Source organism: Actinocrispum sp. NPDC049592 (assembly GCF_040675465.1).
Taxonomy (GTDB): domain Bacteria; phylum Actinomycetota; class Actinomycetes; order Mycobacteriales; family Pseudonocardiaceae; genus Kibdelosporangium.
Map to the genome: position 1 here is coordinate 1,092,134 of NZ_JBFAPA010000001.1, position 21,286 is coordinate 1,113,419.

18 protein-coding genes, 1 tRNA gene and 1 pseudogene are annotated in these 21,286 nt (G+C 67.8%); 15 read left to right on the forward strand and 5 right to left on the reverse strand.

What is annotated here, in order from left to right:
• The 7 genes from AB0J95_RS05210 to AB0J95_RS05240 all read left to right on the forward strand — a co-directional run bounded on the left by AB0J95_RS05210 (window position 1) and on the right by AB0J95_RS05240 (window position 7,752).
• Window positions 1-2,193 carry a hypothetical protein gene (locus AB0J95_RS05210; RefSeq protein WP_364752531.1) on the forward strand — a complete coding sequence of 731 codons (2,193 nt, stop codon included), beginning with the start codon at window positions 1-3 and terminating at the stop codon, window positions 2,191-2,193.
• An 18-nt stretch (window positions 2,194-2,211) separates the two neighbouring features.
• Window positions 2,212-2,673, forward strand: a complete 462-nt coding sequence (locus tag AB0J95_RS05215) for an SRPBCC family protein (RefSeq protein ID WP_364752534.1) — start codon at window positions 2,212-2,214, stop codon at window positions 2,671-2,673.
• Window positions 2,670-3,038, forward strand: a complete 369-nt coding sequence (locus AB0J95_RS05220) for an NTP pyrophosphohydrolase (RefSeq protein WP_364752537.1) — start codon at window positions 2,670-2,672, stop codon at window positions 3,036-3,038. Before AB0J95_RS05215 ends, AB0J95_RS05220 begins: the two co-directional genes overlap by 4 nt.
• A gap of 105 nt (window positions 3,039-3,143) precedes the next feature.
• The gene (locus tag AB0J95_RS05225) at window positions 3,144-3,617 is read left to right on the forward strand and encodes a GNAT family N-acetyltransferase (protein ID WP_364752540.1); all 474 of its coding nucleotides are present in this window, start codon (window positions 3,144-3,146) and stop codon (window positions 3,615-3,617) included.
• Window positions 3,618-3,660: 43 nt separating this feature from the next.
• Complete coding sequence (locus AB0J95_RS05230; RefSeq protein WP_364752543.1) at window positions 3,661-5,478, forward strand: NHL domain-containing thioredoxin family protein; 1,818 nt, start codon at window positions 3,661-3,663, stop codon at window positions 5,476-5,478.
• Between the two features lie 69 nt (window positions 5,479-5,547).
• Complete coding sequence (locus AB0J95_RS05235) at window positions 5,548-5,841, forward strand: co-chaperone GroES (protein ID WP_364753496.1); 294 nt, start codon at window positions 5,548-5,550, stop codon at window positions 5,839-5,841.
• 21 nt (window positions 5,842-5,862) lie between these two features.
• Window positions 5,863-7,752 carry a VanW family protein gene (locus AB0J95_RS05240; RefSeq protein ID WP_364752546.1) on the forward strand — a complete coding sequence of 630 codons (1,890 nt, stop codon included), beginning with the start codon at window positions 5,863-5,865 and terminating at the stop codon, window positions 7,750-7,752.
• A gap of 320 nt (window positions 7,753-8,072) precedes the next feature.
• On the opposite strand, the gene AB0J95_RS05245 is transcribed toward AB0J95_RS05240, so the two are convergent.
• Both AB0J95_RS05245 and AB0J95_RS05250 read right to left on the reverse strand, forming a co-directional pair.
• Window positions 8,073-9,908, reverse strand: coding sequence for an acyl-CoA dehydrogenase (locus AB0J95_RS05245; RefSeq protein WP_364752549.1), 1,836 nt, complete (start codon window positions 9,906-9,908; stop codon window positions 8,073-8,075).
• 167 nt (window positions 9,909-10,075) lie between these two features.
• A complete protein-coding gene (locus tag AB0J95_RS05250; protein WP_364752552.1) occupies window positions 10,076-10,810 on the reverse strand; it encodes a response regulator transcription factor in 735 nt (244 codons plus the stop codon).
• A gap of 196 nt (window positions 10,811-11,006) precedes the next feature.
• On the opposite strand from AB0J95_RS05250, the gene AB0J95_RS05255 reads away from it, so the two are divergent.
• The 7 genes and pseudogenes from AB0J95_RS05255 (at window position 11,007) to AB0J95_RS05285 (ending at window position 17,163) form a co-directional block, all read left to right on the forward strand.
• Window positions 11,007-11,282, forward strand: coding sequence for a DUF6191 domain-containing protein (locus AB0J95_RS05255; protein WP_364752554.1), 276 nt, complete (start codon window positions 11,007-11,009; stop codon window positions 11,280-11,282).
• Between the two features lie 50 nt (window positions 11,283-11,332).
• Window positions 11,333-11,707, forward strand: coding sequence for an LLM class flavin-dependent oxidoreductase (locus tag AB0J95_RS05260; protein ID WP_364752556.1), 375 nt, complete (start codon window positions 11,333-11,335; stop codon window positions 11,705-11,707).
• Window positions 11,708-11,736: 29 nt separating this feature from the next.
• A complete protein-coding gene (locus tag AB0J95_RS05265) occupies window positions 11,737-12,177 on the forward strand; it encodes a nuclear transport factor 2 family protein (protein ID WP_364752558.1) in 441 nt (146 codons plus the stop codon).
• A gap of 122 nt (window positions 12,178-12,299) precedes the next feature.
• Window positions 12,300-13,814, forward strand: a complete 1,515-nt coding sequence (locus AB0J95_RS05270) for a sodium:solute symporter family protein (protein WP_364752561.1) — start codon at window positions 12,300-12,302, stop codon at window positions 13,812-13,814.
• 153 nt (window positions 13,815-13,967) lie between these two features.
• Window positions 13,968-14,171, forward strand: a pseudogene (locus AB0J95_RS05275) (DUF1707 domain-containing protein); the annotation flags it as partial.
• Between the two features lie 213 nt (window positions 14,172-14,384).
• On the forward strand, window positions 14,385-15,647 hold the full coding sequence (locus AB0J95_RS05280) for an MFS transporter (protein WP_364752563.1): 1,263 nt from the start codon (window positions 14,385-14,387) through the stop codon (window positions 15,645-15,647).
• Between the two features lie 334 nt (window positions 15,648-15,981).
• Window positions 15,982-17,163: a GGDEF domain-containing protein gene (locus AB0J95_RS05285; RefSeq protein WP_364752566.1), complete on the forward strand. Its 1,182-nt coding sequence runs from the start codon at window positions 15,982-15,984 to the stop codon at window positions 17,161-17,163.
• 343 nt (window positions 17,164-17,506) lie between these two features.
• Here AB0J95_RS05285 and AB0J95_RS05290 read toward each other — a convergent pair whose 3' ends face one another.
• On the reverse strand, window positions 17,507-19,699 hold the full coding sequence (locus AB0J95_RS05290) for a hypothetical protein (protein WP_364752569.1): 2,193 nt from the start codon (window positions 19,697-19,699) through the stop codon (window positions 17,507-17,509).
• A 33-nt stretch (window positions 19,700-19,732) separates the two neighbouring features.
• Window positions 19,733-20,329: a dCTP deaminase gene (dcd, locus tag AB0J95_RS05295; protein ID WP_364752571.1), complete on the reverse strand. Its 597-nt coding sequence runs from the start codon at window positions 20,327-20,329 to the stop codon at window positions 19,733-19,735.
• A 58-nt stretch (window positions 20,330-20,387) separates the two neighbouring features.
• On the opposite strand from dcd, the gene AB0J95_RS05300 reads away from it, so the two are divergent.
• Window positions 20,388-20,458: transfer RNA gene (locus AB0J95_RS05300), tRNA-Gly, on the forward strand.
• Between the two features lie 107 nt (window positions 20,459-20,565).
• On the opposite strand, the gene AB0J95_RS05305 is transcribed toward AB0J95_RS05300, so the two are convergent.
• Complete coding sequence (locus AB0J95_RS05305; protein WP_364752574.1) at window positions 20,566-21,279, reverse strand: SRPBCC family protein; 714 nt, start codon at window positions 21,277-21,279, stop codon at window positions 20,566-20,568.
• Window positions 21,280-21,286: the final 7 nt, after the last annotated feature.

The following is a 21,286-nucleotide window of genomic DNA, read 5'->3' on the forward strand; positions in this document are numbered from 1 at the left end:
TTGGCGGTCATCCGTGGGAGCGGCGGCTCGTCGGACGAGCCGCCGCCTCGCGACCCCTTCGACGTGTCCTCGCCGGATCCGCCCGGGTGGGCGCACCTGCCGGCGGCCGACGTGATCCGCCGGGTGGTCGAGCCGGACGCCGGTGGGCTGCGCTGGCGGCGCCGCTCGGTGACCCCGCCGGTGATCGTGATCGAGGACAAGTTCCTCACCGGGACGCTGAACCTGCGCGCGCTGGAGTTCCCTTATCTGCTGGAGTTCGTGCGCTGCCGGTTCGAGAACGCGCCCGATCTGCGGCAGGCCAAGCTGGCCGGTCTCGAGTTCCGCGACTGCTGGCTGCCGGGTCTCAGGGCGAAGAACTCGCGGTTCGCCAACGACCTGGTGATCGCGTCGACCACTGTGGAGAGTCTGGTCGACCTGGTGGACGCGGACATCGAGGGTTCGCTGCTGTTGCAGGCAAGCACGCTCGGGTCGGGTACCCGCGCGCTGCACGCCGACCGGCTGGTGCTCGCGGGTGCGTTGCTGGCCAACAACTTGCGGGCGAACGGCGAGATCCGGATGCCGGGTCTGCGGGCCGGTGGCAACGTGAACTTCTCCGGCGCCGTGCTGGACAATCCGACCGGCAACGCGCTCAACGGGTACGGCAGCCACATCGGCGGCAGCCTGCTCTGCGGGATCGATGTCACCACCCAGGCCGCTTTCTCCTCCACCGGCTGGCTTTTCGTGTCGGCGACCCGGGTGGAGGGCGACTTCTCCCTGCGTGGCGCGGATCTGCAGCCCGGCGACCTCTCGCAGGCCGTGGCGGGCACGGATCCCGGGTTCGACCTCACCGCGACCCTGATCGCCGACCGGATCCGGGTGGAGGGCAACGTCGAGCTGGACCGGGGCCTGCGCTCGACCGGGACGATCCGCATCGTCAACGCGGTCGTCGGCGGATCGATGCGGCTGGCCAGCGCGCACATCGACGTGTCCGGGGACACCCCGCCGCCGTGGCCGCACCGCGCGTTGCACCTGGACGGAACCCAGATCAGCGGCGACTTCGACGCGCGGTCGCTGCGGCTGGCCGGACAGGCGCGGATGGTCGATGTGGACATCCGCGGCAGTCTCCGGCTGGACGGCGCCAACCTGCGCAACCCCGAGGCGGACGCGATCCTGGGCCGCCGGTTCAGCGTCGGCGGCAACATGGACGCCCGGTTCGTCGAGGTCGCCGGGTGTTTTTCCTTACAGGGTGCCAAGATCGGCGCGAATATGGACCTGCGCGGCACCCGCCTGGTCGAACCGGGCAAGCACGTGCGCACCGGCGCGATCTCCCCATCGGTGGACATCCGGGCGGCGACCATCGGCCGCGACATGATCATGTCCGCTGGTCACCGGCCGTTCGCCGCGCATGGCGGGGTCCGGATGCACCGGGCGGAGATCGGCCGGGAGGCCAACTTCGACGGTGCCATCCTCGGGTCGGCGTTGACCGGGACGGCGTTGAACGGGCACGGCATGGTCGCGCAGGAGCTTGTCCTGACCGTGGGACAGGCGCCACGCGGCCGGGTGACGCTTCGGCACGCTCGGTGCGCGTCCCTGGACGACAACGAGAACTTCTGGAACACCACCGGGAAGCTGGATCTGGAGGACTTCCGGTACGAGGCGCTCGCGACGCCGATCGACGTCAAGGACGACGCCACGGTCCGCAACAGACTGCGGTGGCTGCGCGGGATCATGCAGCGTGACTACAGCCCCGGTCCGTACGACCAACTCGCAGCAGTGTTCCGGGCCAGTGGCAACGAGGAACACGCGTCCACTGTGCTCATTGAGAAGCAACGGCGTCGCTATGTGGCCATGGCGGACGGGTTCCGGGTACTGGGGCCGGGTGTGTTGCTGTGGAGCTGGCTACAGCGTTCCATGGTCGGCTACGGCTACCGGCCGACGCGTGCGTTGGTGTGGCTGTTGCTCGCGTTGGCTGTCGGCAGCATGTGGTTCGGCTTCCATCCCCGGCTGACGGAGATCAACGAGCAGGACCACCTGATCTGGAACCCGGTGCTGTACACATTGGACCTGCTGGTGCCGATCATCGACTTCGGCAACAAGAATCGCTGGCAGGCGCCGGGCGCGTCACAATGGATCGCCTCGGGGCTGATCGCCACCGGCTGGGTGCTGGCCACCACCGCGGCGGCCGGCCTGACCCGGATGCTGCGCCGGAACTGACTTTCGAGGGGAGCGCCTGTGAACCCGTCCGCCACTGGGCAGATCTTGGTGAGTGCGCCGCCGGACCGCGTGTACGCGCTGATCAGCGACCTGGCCGGGTTGTGCTCGGTCGCCGAGGAGACCACCCGCGCGACCATCCTCGGCGGCGGGACCTCGGTGTCCGTCGGCACCCGGTTCCGCGGCCGCAACAAGCGGGGCGTGTTCCGGTGGGCGACCACGTCCACCGTCACCGACGCGTCCCCAGGCACCCGGTTCGCCTTCGACGTCACCTCATTGGGTGTTCCTGTGTCGCGATGGCAGTACGACATCGAACCGGCTGAGGGAGGATGTGTGGTCACCGAGAGCACGTGGGACCGCCGCCCGGCCTGGTTCTACCCGATCGCGCTGCTGGGCACCGGCGTCACCGACCGGGTCGCGGTCAACACCGCGAACATCGCCAGAACCTTGCAGCGCCTCAAAGACAAAGCAGAGTCCGCATGATCCCCCTCGTCATCATCGACGCCGCCAACGTCGTCGGCAGCGTCCCCGACGGCTGGTGGCGTGACCGCGCCGGCGCCACCGAACGCCTCCGCGACAGCCTCGCCGCTCTGCCGTCGACCGGCGTCGGCGGCCTCGAACCGCCGATCGACGTGGTGATGGTCGTCGAGGGCAAGGCCCGCGACGTCGCCCCGTCCCCGACGATCCGGGTCGTCCCGGCCACCGGTTCGGGCGATGACACCATCGTCGACCTGGTTCGTGAGGAGAGCGGTTCCCGGTCCTGCGTCGTGGTCACCGCCGACCGCGGCCTGCGCTCCCGCGTGACCGACCTCGGCGCCTCAGTCCTGGGCCCCAGTTCCGTCCGCTAGCAGTTCGCGCAGAGCCGGTCCACCCGGTCGGGCCGGTGCTCTCCGGGTTTGTCGGTGCGTCCCGATACGTTGTCCGCCAGGCTGCGCAGAGCGAGGAGAAGCCCAGTGGCAGAGGTGGCACTACGCCCGGTGGAGGACGACGATCTCGACGCATTGTTCGAGCAGATGCGCGACCCGGAGTCCGTCCGGATGGCCGCGTTCACCGCCAAGGACCCCAACGACCGCGAAGCCTTCAACGCCCACATGGCGAAGGTGCTGAACGATCCCGGCATCACCCACCGCGCGGTGACCCGGGACGGCCGGTTGGTCGGCAGCATCGGGTGTTTCGTCCTGGAGGGCGAGACCGAGATCACCTACTGGATCGACCGTTCGGTGTGGGGCCAGGGCATCGCCAGCCAAGCCCTCGCCTTGTTGCTCGCCGCGGTCACGACACGGCCCGTGCGCGCCCGCGTCGCCAGCGACAACCTCGGCTCGCTCAGGGTTCTCCAGAAGGCGGGCTTCACCGTCATCGGCACCGAGGTCGCCTACGCCAACGCCCGCGGCGCCGAGATCGAGGAGACCATCCTCCGTCTCGACTGACCACTGGAAATACCCGGTCTGGCATCTCGTGTTGACTGTCGGTGTGACGACTGCCAAGCGCCGTGCCCGCGTCCGTGCTCCCGAGCTGGTCGGCCGTGGCTGGCTGAACACCGGCGGCAAGGACGTGCACCTGAAGGAGCTGCGCGGCAAGATCGTGCTGCTCGACTTCTGGACGTTCTGCTGCATCAACTGCCTGCACGTGCTCGACGAGCTGCGGCCGGTCGAGGAGGAGTTCGGCGATGTGCTGGTGACCGTGGGGGTGCACTCGCCGAAGTTCGTGCACGAGGCGGACGCGGCGGCGCTGAAGGCCGCGGTGGAGCGCTACGAGGTGCACCACCCGGTGCTGGACGACCCGGAGCTCACCAGCTGGCAGCTGTACGCGGTGAAGGCGTGGCCCACGCTGGTCCTCATCGACCCCGAGGGCTACATCGTGCACGTCGCCGCCGGGGAGGGGCACGCGGACGCGTTGAGCCGGATCATCCGCGAGCTGGTGGCCGAGCACGACGCGAAGGGCACGTTGCACCGCGGCAGCGGCCCATATGTTCCGCCCGCTCCACAACAGACGGACCTCAAGTTCCCGGCGAAAGTCGTTGTCACACCGAAGCAAACGTTGCTCGTCGCCGATGCGGCCAATCACTCCGTTGTGGAGCTTGAGCAGGACGGCAGCACGGTGATCCGCCGCTTCGGCGGCAAAACCCGCGGCCGCCAGGACGGTCCGCACCCGACGTTCTCCGAGCCATCCGGGATTGCCTTGCTGCCCAAGGAAATCGCTGAGCGGGTCGGCTATGACGCGATCGTCGCCGACACGGTCAACCACCTCCTCAGAGGACTCAACCTCACCACTGGGGAGGTGACGACGGTCGCGGGCACCGGCGAGCAGTGGCGCAATGGGCCGGTGGACGGCCCGGCGACCGAAGTGGACTTGTCGAGTCCGTGGGATGTTGTGTGGTGGCAAGGGAAAGTCATCATCGCGATGGCCGGTAACCACACTCTCAGCGCGTTCGACCCGATCGCAGGCACCGTCGAGCGCTTCGCGGGCACCACTGTGGAGGGTCTGTACGACGCACCCCGCGACGAGGCCTTCTTCGCTCAGACGAGTGGTCTCGCGGCCACGGAGGGTCGCCTTTGGTTGGTGGACTCCGAGACGTCGTCCCTGCGGTGGATCGATGACGAGGGCGTGCATACCGCGATCGGTAAAGGACTGTTCACCTTCGGTCATCAGGACGGTGACGCGGACGAGGCGTTGCTGCAGCACCCGTTGGGTGTGGCTGTTCTCGACGACGGCACGGTCGGGATAGCCGACACCTACAACGGCGCGATCCGCCGGTTCGACCCGGAGACCAACCAGGTCAGCACACTCGCGCGCGACATCGCCGAGCCTTCGGGGATCGCGACCGTCGACGGCAAGATCGCCGTGGTCGCGTCGGCCGCGCACCGGATCGAGTTCCCCGTCTCACCCGGTGACGAGCAGCAGATCTCCGGCCGCGCGCACGAGGTCAAGCGGCCGCCGACCGAGTTGCGGCCCGGCCCGGTCGAGCTGGCGGTGATCTTCCAACCGCCGCCCGGTCAGAAGCTCGACGACCGCTACGGCCCGTCCACCCGCCTCGAGATCACCTCGTCGCCGCCCGAGCTGTTGATCGACGGCGCGGGAGTGACCACGGATCTCACCCGCACAATTACGCTGTCGAATATCGGAAACGGGGTCCTGCATGTCGTCGCGCAGGCGGCCAGCTGCGATGACGACCCCGCGATCGAGCACCCGGTATGCCGTCTGACCAGGCAGGACTGGGGTGTACCGGTCCGGATGGCGGACACCGGGATGGACCGTTTGCCGTTGATGCTCGGCGGGCTGGACGGCTAATCCCGTGAATGGCCCTGGCGGCCCACGAAGTACGATTCGCCCGTGTCCGAACTCAAACTCGAGATCCAGATGCTGCACGACCGCGTGCTGGTGAAGATCTCACCCGAGGATGGGGAACGGCGGAGCACCGGCGGCATCGTCATCCCGGCCACCGCGCAGATGGCGCGCCGGCTGGCGTGGGGCGACGTTCTGGGGGTCGGCAACAGCGTCCGGCAGGTGAAGGTCGGTGACCGGGTGTTGTTCAACCCGGAGGACCAGCTCGAGGTCGAGGTGCAGGCGCAGACCTACCTGGTGATGCGCGAGCGCGACGTGCACGCCATCGCCAGCGAACGCACCGAGCACGGTACCGGGCTGTACCTGTAGCCCCGTGGAGGATTGAGAGCCTTGCCGGATCAGTACCAGTGGCCGGAGTCGCACAGCGAGCAGACCGACGTCTTACCGGCCATCAAGCCCCCGCCGCCCAAACCCGGCGAGGTCACGGCGGTCGTCCCGAATCCCCCGCAGGGGGCGTACCAGGGCACGTCCGCCTACGACGAGCCCACGGTCAAGTGGGGATCGCCCGAGGGCGAGCCGGAGAAGCCCGCTGCCAAGCGCAAGGGCCTGCGCACCGCCGGGTTCGCCGCGGGCGCGGTCGTCGGCGTGCTGGGTGTGCTGTACCTGGTGGACATCCTGACCAGCCAGGGCAACGTGCCGCGTGGTGTCACCGTGGCCGGGGTCGAGGTCGGCGGGCTGAGCCGGGCGGCGGCCGAGACGAAGCTGCGGCAGGAGATCGAGCCGCGGCTGGGCCAGCCCGTGCAGCTGCGCGCGGGTGAGTTCACCATGGCGATCGAGCCGGCCAAGGCGGGGCTGACCCCGGACTGGACCAAGACGCTGGACAACGCCGGCGCCCAGCCGATCAACCCGATCACCCGGCTGACCTCGTTCTTCAGCAAGCGTGAGGTCGGTTTCGAGACGCAGACCGACCGCGCCGCGCTGACCGCCGCGATGGAGCAGGTGCGCGCCAAGGTCGACCAGCAGCCGGTCGAGGGCACCATCAAGTTCGACGGCGCCACCCCGTCGGTCGTGGAGCCCAAGGAGGGCCGCAAGCTCGACACCAACGCGGCCGCCGACCTGGTGGTGAAGGTGTGGGTGAACGGCCAGGTGATCGACCTGCCGGTGGCCACCGCGCCGGCCAAGGTCAAGCCGGACGCCGTGCAGCAGGCGCTGGCCAAGGCCAAGGCCGCGGTGTCCGCCCCGGTGGTCATCAAGGGCGAGGGCAAGGACGCCACGCTGTCCCCGGTCGCGATCGGCGCGGCCATGCAGTTCGAACCGGGCCCGGACGGCACGCTCAACGCCAAGTTCGACCAGGCCAAGGTGGTCGAGGCGGCCGGCCCGCAGCTGAAGTCCACCGAGAAGGAGGGCAAGGACGCGGCCGTCGTGTTCGAGGGCGGCAAGCCGACGGTCAAGCCTTCCGAGGACGGCATGACCGTCAAGTGGGACACCACCCTCGCGCCGCTCGTCGACGTCTCGCAGAAGCCGTCCGGCCGTGAGCTGAAGGCCGAGTACGAGAAGAAGCCCGCGAAGGTGACCACCGAGCAGGCCAACCAGCTGGGCATCAAAGAGGTCATCGGCGAGTTCAGCACCGGCGGTTTCGCCCCCGAGTCGGGCGTGAACATCCGCGTGGTGGCGCAGAAGGTCAACGGCGCCATCGTCAAACCCGGCGACACCTTCAGCCTGAACGGGTTCACCGGCCCGCGCGGCACCCCGCAGGGCTACGTCGAAGCCGGCGTGATCGAGAACGGCGCGCCCGCCCGCGAGGTCGGTGGCGGCATCTCCCAGTTCGCCACCACGCTGTACAACGCCAGCTACTTCGCCGGCCTGAAAGACGCCGGCCACAAGGAACACAGCTACTACATCAGCCGGTACCCCGCCGCGCGCGAGGCCACCGTGTTCCAGAACCCCAACGGCAGCAGCGTCATCGACCTCAAGTTCACCAACGACGCGCCCACCGGCATCGCCATCCAGACGATCTGGAGCCCCGGGTCGATCACGGTGAAGATCTGGGGCACCAAGCGCTACATCGTCGAGTCCCAGCCCGGCGGCCGCACCAACCCGACCGATCCGCAGGAGAAGCCCGGCCCCGCCCAGAACTGCCACGCCAGCAACGGCGCCCCCGGCTTCACCACCTCGGACACCCGGGTGATCAAGGACCTCAACGGCAACGTCATCCGCCGCGACACCCGCAACGTCAAGTACAACCCCCAACCCAAGATCACCTGCCCACCCCCCGCCTGACACCCATCCGGGTGGACCCCGTGCGAACGGCCCGTTCGCACGGCCAAACCCTCCCCCACCCCCTCTGACCTCGATAGACTGGCCGCAGGGGTGCCCCCCAGTGGAGGGTGGGGGCTGCTCTTTGGTTGGCGCGAAGCCAAAACCGACGTCGGCGGGGTGTGCGTGGCACGACGTTGTCAGATGGCCGTGTACTTCGCCGGGCGATCTTTGCGTCAGCCGCAGGCGCGATGAGTGGCGGTCGTGCGGTGGTGGGGCGGGAAAGGCAAGAGCGGCGCTCCCCCTGGGAACGCCGCTCTCATCTCACCGCGGGATGGCAAGTCTCAGAAGGCCGATTCGTCGAGCTCCATGATCGAGTTCTCGGCGCCTTCGATGATCTTCCGGCCGGCGCTCAGCTCCGGCAGGACGTTGCGGGCGAAGAACGAGGCCACCGCGACCTTGCCCTCGTAGAAGGCCTTGTCGCGCGCGGAGACGTCGCCGGACAGGGCCCGCAGCGCGACCTCGGCCTGGCGCTGCAGCAGCCACCCGATCAGGAGGTCACCGGTCGCCAGCAGCAACCGGACGCTGTGCTGCCCGACCTTGTAGATGCTCTGGGGGTCCTGCTGCGAGCCCGTGAGGTAGCCGATCAGGGCGCCGATCATGCCCTGGACGTCCTCGAGGGCCTGCTTGAGCAGGGCGCGCTCTTCCTTCAGCCGGCCGTTGCCGCCTTCGCTGGACAGGAACGCGTTGATCTCACCGGCGATGTGCGCCAGGGCCTGGCCCTTGTCGCGCACGATCTTGCGGAAGAAGAAGTCCATCGACTGGATCGCCGTGGTGCCCTCGTACAGCGAGTCGATCTTGGCGTCGCGGATGTACTGCTCGATCGGGTAGTCCTGCAGGAAGCCCGATCCACCGAGGATCTGCAGCGACTGGGTCAGCTGCTCGTACGCGCGCTCCGAGCCCACGCCCTTGACGATCGGCAGCAGCAGGTCGTTCACGCGCTCGTACAGCGCCTTCTCGGCCTCACCCAGGGCGATGCGGTCCTGGAACGACGCCGTGTACAGGTACACCGCGCGCAGGCCCTCCGCGTACGCCTTCTGCAGCATCAGGCTGCGGCGGACCTCGGGGTGGTGGGTGATGGTCACGCGCGGGGCGCTCTTGTCGAGCATGTTCGGCAGGTCGGCGCCCTGGACGCGCTCCTTGGCGTAGTCCAGCGCGTTGAGGTAGCCGGTGGACAGCGTGGCGATGGCCTTGGTGCCGACCATCATCCGGGCGTACTCGATGACCTGGAACATCTGCGCGATGCCGTTGTGCACGTCGCCCAGCAGCCAGCCGACCGCGGGGGTGCCGTGCTGGCCGAAGGTCAGCTCGCAGGTGGCCGACGCGTTCAGGCCCATCTTGTGCTCGACGTTGGTGACGAAGGCGCCGTTGCGCTCGCCCAGCTCACCCGTCTGGGGGTCGAAGTGGAACTTCGGCACCAGGAACAGGCTCAGGCCCTTGGTGCCCGGCCGGGTCTCGATGCCGGGACCCTCGGGCCGCGCCAGCACCAGGTGCATGATGTTCTCGGTGATGTCCTGGTCGCCCGAGGTGATGAACCGCTTCACCCCGTCGATGTGCCAGCTGCCGTCCTCCTGCAGGACCGCCTTGGTGCGTGCGGCGCCGACATCCGAACCGGCGTCCGGCTCGGTCAGCACCATGGTGGCGCCCCAGCCGCGGTCGATCATCAGCTGCGCCCAGTGCTGCTGCAGCTCGTTGCCGTTGCGGTGCACGACGTCGGCGAAGTTCGGGCCGGCCATGTACATGAACACGGCCGGGTTGGAGCCCAGGATCAGCTCGGCGGCGGCCCAGGTGACCGTCGGCGGCACGCCCAGGCCGCCCAGCTCGTTGGGCAGGCCGATCCGGTACCACTCGCCGTCCCACAGCGCCTGGTAGGACTTCTTGAACGCCTCGGGCAGCGTCACCGAGAACGTCTTCGGGTCGTAGGTCGTGCCCTCGCGGTCACCGGCCACGAACGAGTCGGCCAGCGGCCCGGTGGCGACCTTGTTCAGCTCGCTCAGCACACCGCGGGCGGTCTCCTCGTCGGACTCGGCGAACGGTCCGGTACCGAGCCGCTCCTGGACGTTGAGCACCTCGAAGAGGTTGAACTCCAGGTCGCGCACGTTGCTCTTGTAGTGGGACATCTTCGCTCCCCTGTCGGACTGGAAACACCCCCGGCGCCGGGCAGGCTTCCGCTACTCGCCGGTAATAACAGGATATTACTAGCGGGTAACTTAGGCAAGTGGTGTCCCTCCAATAGGCACGGCATGACCTCCTGGCCAAGCCAGGAGAGCTGGTAGCGGCGCCCGCTCTAGTAGGGATGATCCTCCTGGTTGACCGTGAGAACCCCAGACCTGAAGGCCACCGCCACAGCATGCGTGCGGTCACGTGCGGACAGCTTGCGCAGGATGCTCTTCACATGAGTCCGGACGGTCTCCACGGATACGTAGAGGATCTTGGCGATCGCCTGGTTCTCCAGGCCGTCGGCGATCAGCTGCAGCACCTGGTACTCCCGGCGGGACAGCGGCTGCTGGCCGGGGCTGGCGGCGGGCGCGGGCTTGCCCTTGGGGGTGCCCAGGGCCGAGGCCAGCGTCGGGTCGATGTAGCGGCGTTCGGCATGCACGCGCTGGATGGCCTGGATGAGCTGGGGCGGCTCGCTGCGCCGGGAGATCACGCCGTGCACGCCCGCGGCGATGGCGCCGGCGATGTACGGGGTGTTGCGCTGGGTCTCGCGGATCATCAGCAGCACGCCCAGGTCGGGGTCGTTGCCGATGAGCATGCGGGACAGGTGCCAGCGCGGGTCCAGGCCGGAGTCGATGATGACCGCGTGCGGGCGGAACCGTTCACAGAGTTGCAGCGCCGCGTGCGGGCTGCCGGCGGCCCCCACCCAGCGCAGCCCCCGGGTACGCATGACCAGGGCCGACAGACCCTCGCGAACGAGCGGCACCGAGTCGACCAGGGCGATCCCCAGGCCGCCCTCGGTCGACCGTCCGGTGACGACCGACCCCGTCGGCCGCACCTGACGGTGGTCGATGTTGTTCGCCAATCCACACCTCCACGCCGGTCGCTCGTCCGATACTGCGACGTCAGAGACCTCCATTCGTGACGTAGTGGCCAGATGTGACGTGCGGTAACACCAAAACTCACCCGCACGGGTGATAACTGGCGCCTGTCCGAATATTGCTCACCGGGAACCGGCGTTCAGATCCTGCCGTTGGCGGGGTATGGCAATGGTGTGGGGCGTGTCACTTCCTGCTCTCGTTGTGCTGCTCATCGCGCTCGGGATCCTGGAACGAGTGTGGCGCCGGGCCCGTCGGCAGCGGAAGACCGGCGGGGAACTGTCCGGTCTGGCCTTCGATGAGTTCACGTCCTTTCTCTACGGCACGAAACGGGTCGAGCTTGACCAGCGGGCGACGCAGTCCTTGATGCGCGAGGAGGAGAACGACGGGGCCCCACCCAACCAGGTGGACCTCGACCGGGGTGTCGTCACCCTCCGTCCGCGTGACAAGCAAAACTAGAACACGTTACAGTCGACCTTCCCGGACCGGTGCGGAAGGACGGCTCGCGGATGGAGTTCACCGTCGCCATCGCCCTCATCGCGGTCGCAGCGATGGGCGCGATGGGGAACGAGATCAGGTTCTACCCGTGGGTCCGCACACCGGGACCTCGTAACCCATTGCCACTGGCCCGGCAGGTCGGCTCGGTCGCCTGTCCGACCATCAACCGCTTCGGCCTGGGTGTGGGCATCGGCTCGACGCCCGGGGAGTTCGAGTGGTGCGGTGCGCCGTTCGCCGAACGTGGCGCCGGGGTCCGCGAGGCCCTCGAAGTACTCCAATTGGTCCTGGGCGGCGGCATGGCCGAGTACCACGACGAGCACTTCGGCTTCGGCCGTTCGCGCAGGAGCCCTGCTCCGTCCGCACCAGTGCCCATGCGGAAACCGTGATCCTCCAGCAAACCGAAGGAGTGCCCGCAATGACGGCTGTGACCTGGGCCGCGACCGAGACCGACCACCCGGCCCGCGCGGCGTCGCGCCGGTCGATGGACGCGGTCTGCCGGGGCGCCAAGGACGACTGGCTCGCGCTGTTCGCGCCGGACGCCATCGTGGAGGACCCGATCGGCCGGTCGCCGCTCGACCCGACCGGTGAGGGACACCGCGGCCTGGCGGCGATCGCCGGGTTCTGGGACAAGACCATCGCGAGCGCCGAGCGGTTCGAGTTCGCCATCGACGACTCGTTCGCGGCCGGTGACGAGGTCGCCAACGTCGGCACCATCACGGCGTACCTGCCCGGCGGGATGCGGATCGACACCGAGGGCGTGTTCACCTACCGGGTTGGCCCGGACGGGTTGATCCGGGCGCTGCGCGCCTTCTGGGAGGTCGACCGCGCCATGGCGACACTTCGCAAAGCTACCTAATTCGCCCATGTGAACAGGAATCACGAATGTGACTCGAAAGAGGTCCAGACCTTCCCATAGCACGTAAAGCGCCCGTAAGACGTACGTCACAAGTCACGCATTTGTGACGAACTGGAGGTGCGATGGGCACGCTGGACTGGACCGTGGTGTGCGGGTACTTCTTCGTGATGGTGGCCATCGGCGTGTGGTCGAAACGGCGGGTCAGCAACACCGCCGACTTCTTCACCGCCGGCGGCCGGATGCCGTGGTGGCTGTCCGGGATCTCCCACCACATGTCCGGCTACAGCGCCGTCATGTTCGTGGGCTTCGCGGGTGAGGCCTACCGGTACGGCCTCACCGTCTACGTGTGGTGGGCGCTGACGATCGGCGTCGGGGTCGGCATCGGCGCGTGGCTGCTCGCGCCTCGGTGGAACCGGCTGCGCACCAAGTACAACGTGGCCTCGCCGCTGGAGTACCTGGCGCGCCGCTACAACGTGCCCACCCAGCAGGTGATCGCCTGGTCGGGGTCGCTGCTCAAGGTCGTCGACATCGCCGCCAAGTGGGCCGCGGTCTCGTTGCTGCTCAAGGGTTTCGCCGGGGTGCCGGTGGAGTGGGGCATCATCCTGATCGGCGCGGTCACCATGGTCTACTCGGTGATCGGCGGCCTGTGGGCGGACGCGCTCACCGACTTCGGCCAGTTCATCATCCAGGCGGTGGCCGGCCTGGCCATGTTCGGCGCGGTGATCAACTACTTCGGCGGGCTGAGCTGGATGTGGGACATGTGGGACAAGCTGCCCGCGGCCAACTCCGAGCCGCTGGCCGGCCCGTACACGATGACGTTCTTCCTGGCGTTGTTCCTGATCAAGACGCTCGAGTACAACGGCGGCATGTGGAACCTGGCGCAGCGCTACATGGCCGCGCCGGACGGGTCCGCCGCCCGCCGCTCGGCGATGCTGTCCAGCGCGTTGTGGCTGGTCTGGCCGCTGGTGCTGTTCCTGCCGATGTGGGCGGCGCCGCTGATCGTGCCGGGCATCGCCAACCCCGACAACGCCTACGTGGCCATGGGCCAGGCGATGCTGCCGGCCGGCATCGTCGGCCTGGTGCTGGCCGGGTTCTTCTCGCACACCATGGCAATGGTCTCGTCGGACGCCAACGTCATCTCCGCGGTGATCACCCGGGACATGCTGCCGAAGATCTGGAAGGGCGCCGACCGGCTGTCGGAGAAGGCCAAGCTGACCGGGGCGCGGCTGACCACGTTCCTGTTCATCACCGCGAGCATGCTGATCGCGATCGGCACCAACGGCACCGGCGTGGTGATCAAGATCGTGGTCGACGTGGTGGCCGCGACCGTGGGCGTGATCGGCATCCCGCTGATCCTCGGCCTGCTGCCGTGGTTCCGGCGGTCCGGCCCGGCCGCGGCGCTGTCCTCGGTGCTGCTCGGCCTCGGCGTGTGGGCCACGCTGTTCATCTCCTCCAAGAACGGCGTGACGGTGACCAAGGAACAGCTGGTGGCCTGGCCGATCGTGGTCTCCACGGTCACCTACATCGCGGTCGGCCTGCTGCGGCCGGAGCGCACGACGGCCAGGGACGAGCTGATCGACGCCCTGGAGGCGGACCCGGAGGACGAGACAGAGACCAGAGCGGTACCGGTCGACTGACTCATCGGCGCTGCGAGCGGGCGGATCCCTGGGGGTCCGCCCGCTTCGCTGTCCGATTGGCGAATTTCGGCCAGCGGAACGTTTCGTGAACTAAGAGTTTTCGCTACCGTGGACTTCGTGGCTGATGAGGGTGGGGACCCTGACAAAGGTGGGATCAGCGCGCGGCCGGTCGCCGGGGTGAACCCGCGGGACCTGCGGGTGTCCAATGCGGAGCGCGAGCACGTCGCCGGCCTGCTCAACAAGGCCTTGGCCAGGGGGTTGATCGACCTCGACGAGTTCGGCACACGGGTCGGTGCGGCGATGGAGGCACGCACCCGCGCGGAGCTGAACGCGGTCGTGATCGACTTACCCGGTGTGGTGGTTCGAATCGATCCGAACGGCCGTGGCGGTTGACCCGCCCGGCGTGGAACGGTTAGCCGGTTTCGCGGGTCAAACGACTCACACGCCTGCGGTAAAGATGAGCGACACTTGCCGTAGGTAGCTGACGCTTTGTGATTGACTCGTGACCACAAGCACCTATCGTCCCGCTAGCGGGAGGCCAGGCAAGTCCGTACCTAAAGGGGTCGGTGAGTGACGAAGGCATCAGGGCGAGCCACGTTCCGGGACGTGTTCGCCGTCGGCGAGTTCCGCGCGCTGTGGTTCGCGGAGCTGTTGTCGATGTTCGGCGACCAGCTGGCGCGGGTCGCGCTGTCGATCCTGGTCTACCAAAAGACGAACTCCGCCGCTCTCACCGGCCTGACCTACGCGCTGACCTACGCACCCTCCCTGCTCGGCGGGATCTTCCTGTCGCCCATCGCCGACCGCTTCCCGCGCCGGGAGGTCATGGTCGCTGTCGACGTGATCCGCGCCGTGGTGATCGGCGTGGCCGCCATCCCGGGGGTGCCCTACCAGGCGCTGTGGGGCCTGGTCGCGATCGTCTCGCTGGCCAACCCGCCGTTCAAGGCCTCCCAGTTGGCGTTGATGCCGGACGTGCTGGCCGGTGACCGCTATGTCGTGGGCATGGCGATTCGCAGCATGACGATCCAGACCGCGCAGATGCTCGGCTTCGTCGGCGGCGGTGTGCTGATCCTGAGCGTCGACCCGCACGTCGGCCTGCTCATCGACGCGCTGACGTTCGTGGTGTCCGCCGCTTTCGTCCGGTTCGGCCTGCGCTACCGGCCCGCGGCCGCGCGCCCCACCCAGCGGGTGCCCTTCCTGGCGTCGGTCAGCGCGGGCGGGCGGCTGCTGTTCGCCGACCACGGCCTGCGCACGCTGCTGCTCTACACCTGGTTCCTGTCGCTGCTCACCGTCTACGAGGGCCTGGCCGTCCCGTACGCGGCGGAGTTCCACGGCAGTTCGGCGGCCGTCGGGCTGCTCCTCGCGGCCGACCCTTTGGGCAGTGTTATCGGCACCTTCGCGTTCACCCGGTGGGTAAGTCCCGACGTCCGGCCGAGGCTGGTGGGCATCCTGGCCATCCTGGCGTCGGTCGTGCTGCTGGTGTGCTTCCTGCACCCCGGGCTTATCGTGTCCATACTTGTCTTCATGGCCGGAGGAGTGCTAGGAGCGACTGCGCTGATGCAGGCGACCGCATCGCTGTCGCTGGCCGTGCCCGACTCGGCCAGGGCGCAGGCCATGGGCCTGTCCAACTCCGGCCTGTCCACCATCACCGGGATCAGCCCGGCCATTGGCGGCGTCATAGCGGACCAGCTTGGCAGCACCGCGACGACCGTGGGGGTGTTCGGGATCGTCGGACTGGCGCTGGCGGTTCCGCTGGGCCTGGCCTGGCAGAAAGAGCTCAGGACTCAGCCACAGCGTTGGATTCCCGGTGATAGCACACCCACGGGGCAATCATGATGTGGGCGGCGGCGATGGGGTGGCGACCCCTGGACAGGGCAACGCCACCGACTCACTGTTCCCTGCTGTCCATCGCTGCACTCACCTTTCTTCGACGGCTATCTGAAAATACACACCTATGGCCCTTGTCGTCAGCCTGCAAACCGGTGGAAACTGTCCGTATTCGGGCTGATCGCCTAGCGCTAGCAGTGAGGGGAATGGGGGACGAGTGAACGGATCGGAGGAAAGGCCGATACTACGATACGTATCGCCTCGTGACTGGGAGTTGTGGAAGCGCCCGCGCAGATGGGTCGCTTTTACTCTAGCGACCGAGGCCGTTGCGCTCGCACTCACCGTGACGTCGTTCGTTTTCGTTCCCGTCACGGCTGCCGACCTGGGCATGTTCGCGCTGCTGGCCGGTCTCGGCCTGGTGCACGCCGAGGTCACCCGCAAGATCGAGCGGATCCGCCGCAGCCTGAGCGTGACGCCGTACATCAACATGACGTCGGTCTGGATGCTGCCCGCGGCGCTGCTGCTGCCGATGCCGCTGGTCCCGGTGCTGAGCTGCGTGTTGTACCTGCACCTGGCGTTCCGCCGGCGGATGCGCCGGGTCGCCCCGCACCGCACCATCACCAACGCGTCGACCACCTCGATGGCCTCGTTCGCGTCCCTGCTTGCGCTGCACCTTGTCGCCGGCCCGGTGGCGCTGACCTCGTCGGACGTCGACACGACGACGCTGGCGATCTTCGCCGCGGTCGCCGCCTACTTCGTGGTGGACGCCCTGATCACGGTCATCGCGCTGTACTTCGCGGCCCCGGAGAAGGCGACCGCCCGGTCGCTGCTCGGTAGCTTCGAGGACAACGCCCTCGAGCTGACCAACTTGTGCCTGGGCGCGTTGCTGCTGGCAGCGCTGCTGTTCGCCCCGGCCCTGTCGGCGGCCATCTTCTTCCCGATGTTCGTGCTGCAGAAGGCCGTGCTGGCCAAGCAGCTGGAGGAGCTGGCCTCCAAGGACCAGAAGACCGGCCTGCTCAACTCGGTGGCCTGGCACTCCAGCGGCAACAACGAGCTGTCCAGGGCCGGGCGCACCGGCGCCGCGTTCAGCGTGCTGATGATCGACCTGGACTACTTCAAGAAGATCAACGACACGTTCGGCCACCTGGCCGGCGACGACATGCTGATCGCCCTCGCCGACCTGCTGAAACGCGAGACCCGGAGCCACGACCTGGTCGGCCGGTTCGGCGGCGAGGAGTTCGTGGTGCTGCTCGCCGGGTCGGGTGAGGCGGACGCGCTGGTCGCGGCCGAGCGGATCCGGCACCAGATCACCGAGATGGTGGTGCAGAGCCGGATGAACGACGGCAGCCCGGTGACCATCGCGGACCGCTCCGCGTCCATCGGCGTGGCCGCCTATCCGGCCAGCGGAGACACCCTCGAAGAGGTCCTCGCGGCCGCGGACGCGGCAGTTTACGCGGCCAAACGCAGTGGGCGGAATCGGGTGGTCGGCACCAGTATTTCCGATCTCGTCGGTACTCCCGGTTAACTTTTGAACGTTTCGATAGCCCAAAGTGACCGCCGTCGCGCAATGCGATCGGCGGTCACTTTGCGTTGTGTGGGTAAATTTCCGTGCAGATGGGAAAAGAAAACAGTTTGCCCGCGCATCGGGCCGGGTATCCATTAACTCCATTCGCGGCGCCGTTATGGGATCACCCACAGCGGATGAGATCAGTAACCGTCATCCTTTGCTCAGCGAAACAGGGCCCAGCACCAGCACGTCGAGCGCGAGCCTCAGCACCAGGAGGCCGACGTCGACGGGCGGGTGGATGTGGCGGCCGACCAAGGGTCGTTAAACGGGCCCAGCAGCGCCGTAGAGCCCTGTACGTCGGTCAAGGGAGGGTGATGTCGACGAAGGCGCCGTCGACGGCGGTGACCGGCGGGCCGACCGGGGGTTTGGCCGTGACTGTGACGAGGTTGGTGATGTCGTCGGCGGGGGCGGGCATTGTGCAGTCGTAGTCCCCTGGCGCCGTCAGGGTGCGGGCGCAGGCGGGGGCGATGGGGTCGGTGACCACGATGTCGGCAAGAGGTGTGTCGCCCGTGTTCTTGACGCTGACGGTGAACGTGACGGTGTCGCCGGGTTTGTAGGGGCCTCCCTTGGCGGTCACGACGACGGCGATGCCCGGGTGGACGACGGTGAAGGTGGCGTCGTCGGTGGCGGTCACGGGCCGCTGGGTTTCGTCGGTGGCGGTGATGGTGGCCTTTGTCAGGGACCGCTGGGCGCCGGCGATGGTGGTGCAGGTGTAGCGGAGTTCCTGGTTGACGGCCAGGTCGCCGATGTCCTTGACGCAGCTGGGGACGTCGTCCTGGACCGCCGCCTTGGTCAGCGGGGCGTCTCCGTCGTTCTTGACGACGATGTTGAACGTGACGAGGTCGCCCTGGCGGACGGTCGCGGGAACGGCGTCCTTGGTGATCGTGACGTGCGGGTGGATCACGCGGACCGGCGTCGACGACTGTTCCGTCACCTGTTTGCCGAGACGGTCGGCGGCGCTCACCGACGCGGTGTTGGCGTTGTCGGGCAACGGTGCGGCGGCGGTGCAGGTGAATGTCGCGGGGGCGTCGAGTTTCCGGGCGCAGGCTGGGGTCTTGGGGTCTGCGACCTCGATGGCGGTCAGGGGTGTGTCGCCGGTGTTCTCGACGGTCAGCGTGAACGTCACGGTGTCGCCGTCGCGGTAGACGGGCTTGTCGGTCTTCTTGGTGATCTTGACGGCCGGGTTGAGCACCTCGACTTTGGTCTCCGCGCTGCCTTCCACGTCACCGATCGGCGTCTTGCCCACCACTCTGACAGTGTTGGAGAAGTCGTCCGCCGGTGCTTTGATCGTGCACGTCACGGCTTGCGACTGGCCACTTTCGAGGGCCGGGATCGTCTGGCAACCGGCTTTGATGTCCGTCAGCTGTGTGCTTCCGGTGTTCGTCACCGTGATCGTGAAGGTGACGTCATCGCCCGGGTGAACTGCGGGTTTGTCGACCGTCTGGGTGACTTGCAACGCGGGTACGGCGACGGACAGCGCGAGCGACTGCACCATGAAACCGTCGCCGGAGGTGCCGAACGCGAGGTCCAAAGCGCCTGCGCCGACGGCGACCGTGGTGTTCAGTGACCGGACATCGACGCTGAAGTTGTTGGGCGCGTTGGGTTCGAGACGGCCGTTGGCTTCGGAGACGAAGAAGTTGTCGCCCGGGGCGGCCTCGAACTGGTCGCCGCCGATGCCCCAGTCGCCCTCGTACGCGGTGACTCCGACGTGGACTTCCGGTGTGGCGGCACGGAATCCGTCCACGTGCACAGCGGTCTTCGCGTCGCCGTTGCTCTGCCTGATGTGTCCGTTGTAGACGAGCACCTGCCGCTTCCTGGCGTCCGGCACGCTGTAGACGACGGTCAGCGACCACCCGCCCATACAACCGAACCCCTTGGGAGCCCACACATTCCCGACCGTCACCGGCCCGCTTCCGATCGCGTCGGTGACGTCGGCGTACGCGGAGTAGTACTGGCCGGAGCCGCGGAACGTGCCTGGCGGGTCGACCATGTAGTGCTGCGGCGCGAGGTCCACGGTCCTGCGGCCGACGAGCCGGACTTTCTGTTTGCTGGGCGTGCCTTCCGGCAGGATCGCCGGGGTCTCGGACTCACGCGACTGGCACATCTTGACAGTCGAGTCGGCGAACGTCCCCGTGTTGCCGGCCCAGTTCAGCCGCGCGAACTCCACTGTGGCATGCGGCGGGAGGTCGACCTCGGCGCTGCTGGAGTTGAACGTGCCCGGGTCGGTGTCGACGTCCGCCCACTGCATGAAGAAGTTGTCGTTGACCCGGTTGTTCTGCCTGGCCGCGGCCTTCGCGCACTCGCCGGGCGTGTTGTCACCGATGACCGGCGGGTTGTCGGTCGACAGTGGACAACGCAGGGAACCGTTGCCCACGCTCAGAAAGTCACCGCCGACGATCCGGTTGTAGGCCAGGTCGAACGGTTGCGGCTCAGCGGCCCGCGCACCACCGGTCAAGCATGTCAACAACACCAGCCCGACCAGAACAAGCCGCATAACCCAGAAGTCTGGCAGTCACAGCGCGTGACGTCAGTCCTCTTCACCCGTTCGAGTCGTGTCCACGCGGTGGAAGTTCAGGTAGGCGCGCGACGGCGTCGGACCGCGTTGCCCCTGGTAGCGCGACCCGGCGCGGGCCGAGCCATACGGGTGCTCGGCCGAGCTGGACAGCCGGAACAGGCACAGCTGGCCGATCTTCATGCCCGGCCACAACGTGATCGGCAGGTTGGCGACATTGGACAGTTCCAGCGTGATGTGCCCGGAGAAACCGGGATCGATGAACCCCGCCGTCGAATGCGTCAGCAACCCCAAGCGCCCCAACGACGACTTGCCCTCCAGCCGGCCGGCCAGATCGTCCGGCAACGTCACCAGCTCGAACGTCGACCCCAGCACGAACTCCCCGGGGTGCAGCACGAACGGGTCGTCACCCTCCTGCTCCACCAGCGACGTCAGCTCGTCCTGCTGCTGCGAGGGATCGATGTGCGTGTACTTCGTGTTCACGAACACCCGGAAGAACCGGTCCAGCCGCACGTCGATGCTCGACGGCTGCAGCATCGCGGGGTCATACGGACTGACCCCCAGCCGCCCCGACTCGAGCTCCTTGGCGAGATCACGATCACTCAGCAACACGAGACCACCCTAGCTGCGCGCCAGAAGCCCGTTCGTGTAGGCTCGGCAAAGCAAACAGGCGGATGTAGTTCAATGGTAGAACATCAGCTTCCCAAGCTGAATACGCGGGTTCGATTCCCGTCATCCGCTCTTACAAGGTTTTAGCAGCTCAGAAGGGGTGTTTCCCGATCTCGGGAGGCACCCCTTCCGGCTGTAGACGATCACCGGATCAGCGCGTCGAGGTCGGCGGTCAGGGCTCAGTCGGTGCCGGACACCTTGATGATCACTTCGATCACCTTGCGGCGGCGCAGTCCCGCGCCGGCCAGCAGCCCGATGGCGACACCCGCCGCGATGGGCGCGACCCGCTTCAGGATCGGCTTGATCACCAGCGCCAGGCCGTCCAGCTCGGCGGCCGCCGCGGGGACCCCAGCCGTGCCCGCGACCCCAGCCGCAGAGCTGCTTCCAGCGCCCACCGCTTGGCCAACCGTGCCCCCAACTGCGGCGGGCTCGACGTCAGCCGCGGCACCGTTGGTGGTCAGGAGCTGCTCGATGTTGCCGGCGAACTGGCCGATAAGGCGCTGGCTCACTTCACCGATCACGCCCCGCCCGAACTGCGCGACCTTGCCGCGGATCATCAGGTCCGTCTCGATCGCGACCTTCGACCCCGTGCCGTCGGGCAGCACCCGCGCGGTGACGTGTGCGTCGGCGTTGCCTTGGCCGTGTTGTTCCTTGCCGGAGGCCTTCAGCACTGCGGTCCGGGCCGAGGAGTCCACCGACAGGAACCGGACCGTGCCGGTGTACGCGACGCCGAGGGGGCCGATCTTGACTTTGACCTCGCCCTCGTACGAGTCGCCGTCGCGGCCGGTCAGCCGGCTGCCGGGCATGCACGAGGCGACGCGTTCCACGTCGAGCAGGGTGGCGAAGACCTCGGCGGGGTCCCGCTCGATGTGCACCTCGTTGGTCAGCTTCATCAACCGC

Bases quoted from the DNA above. Each gene is read 5' to 3' on its own strand.
- AB0J95_RS05220 (WP_364752537.1), top strand. From the start codon at position 2,670: ATGATCCCCCTCGTCATCATCGACGCCGCCAACGTCGTCGGCAGCGTC.
- AB0J95_RS05235 (WP_364753496.1), top strand. From the start codon at position 5,548: ATGCTGCACGACCGCGTGCTGGTGAAGATCTCACCCGAGGATGGGGAA.
- AB0J95_RS05245 (WP_364752549.1), bottom strand. From the start codon at position 9,908: ATGTCCCACTACAAGAGCAACGTGCGCGACCTGGAGTTCAACCTCTTC.
- AB0J95_RS05260 (WP_364752556.1), top strand. From the start codon at position 11,333: ATGGAGTTCACCGTCGCCATCGCCCTCATCGCGGTCGCAGCGATGGGC.
- AB0J95_RS05265 (WP_364752558.1), top strand. From the start codon at position 11,737: ATGACGGCTGTGACCTGGGCCGCGACCGAGACCGACCACCCGGCCCGC.
- AB0J95_RS05270 (WP_364752561.1), top strand. From the start codon at position 12,300: ATGGGCACGCTGGACTGGACCGTGGTGTGCGGGTACTTCTTCGTGATG.
- AB0J95_RS05290 (WP_364752569.1), bottom strand. From the start codon at position 19,699: ATGCGGCTTGTTCTGGTCGGGCTGGTGTTGTTGACATGCTTGACCGGT.
- AB0J95_RS05305 (WP_364752574.1), bottom strand. From the start codon at position 21,279: ATGAAGCTGACCAACGAGGTGCACATCGAGCGGGACCCCGCCGAGGTC.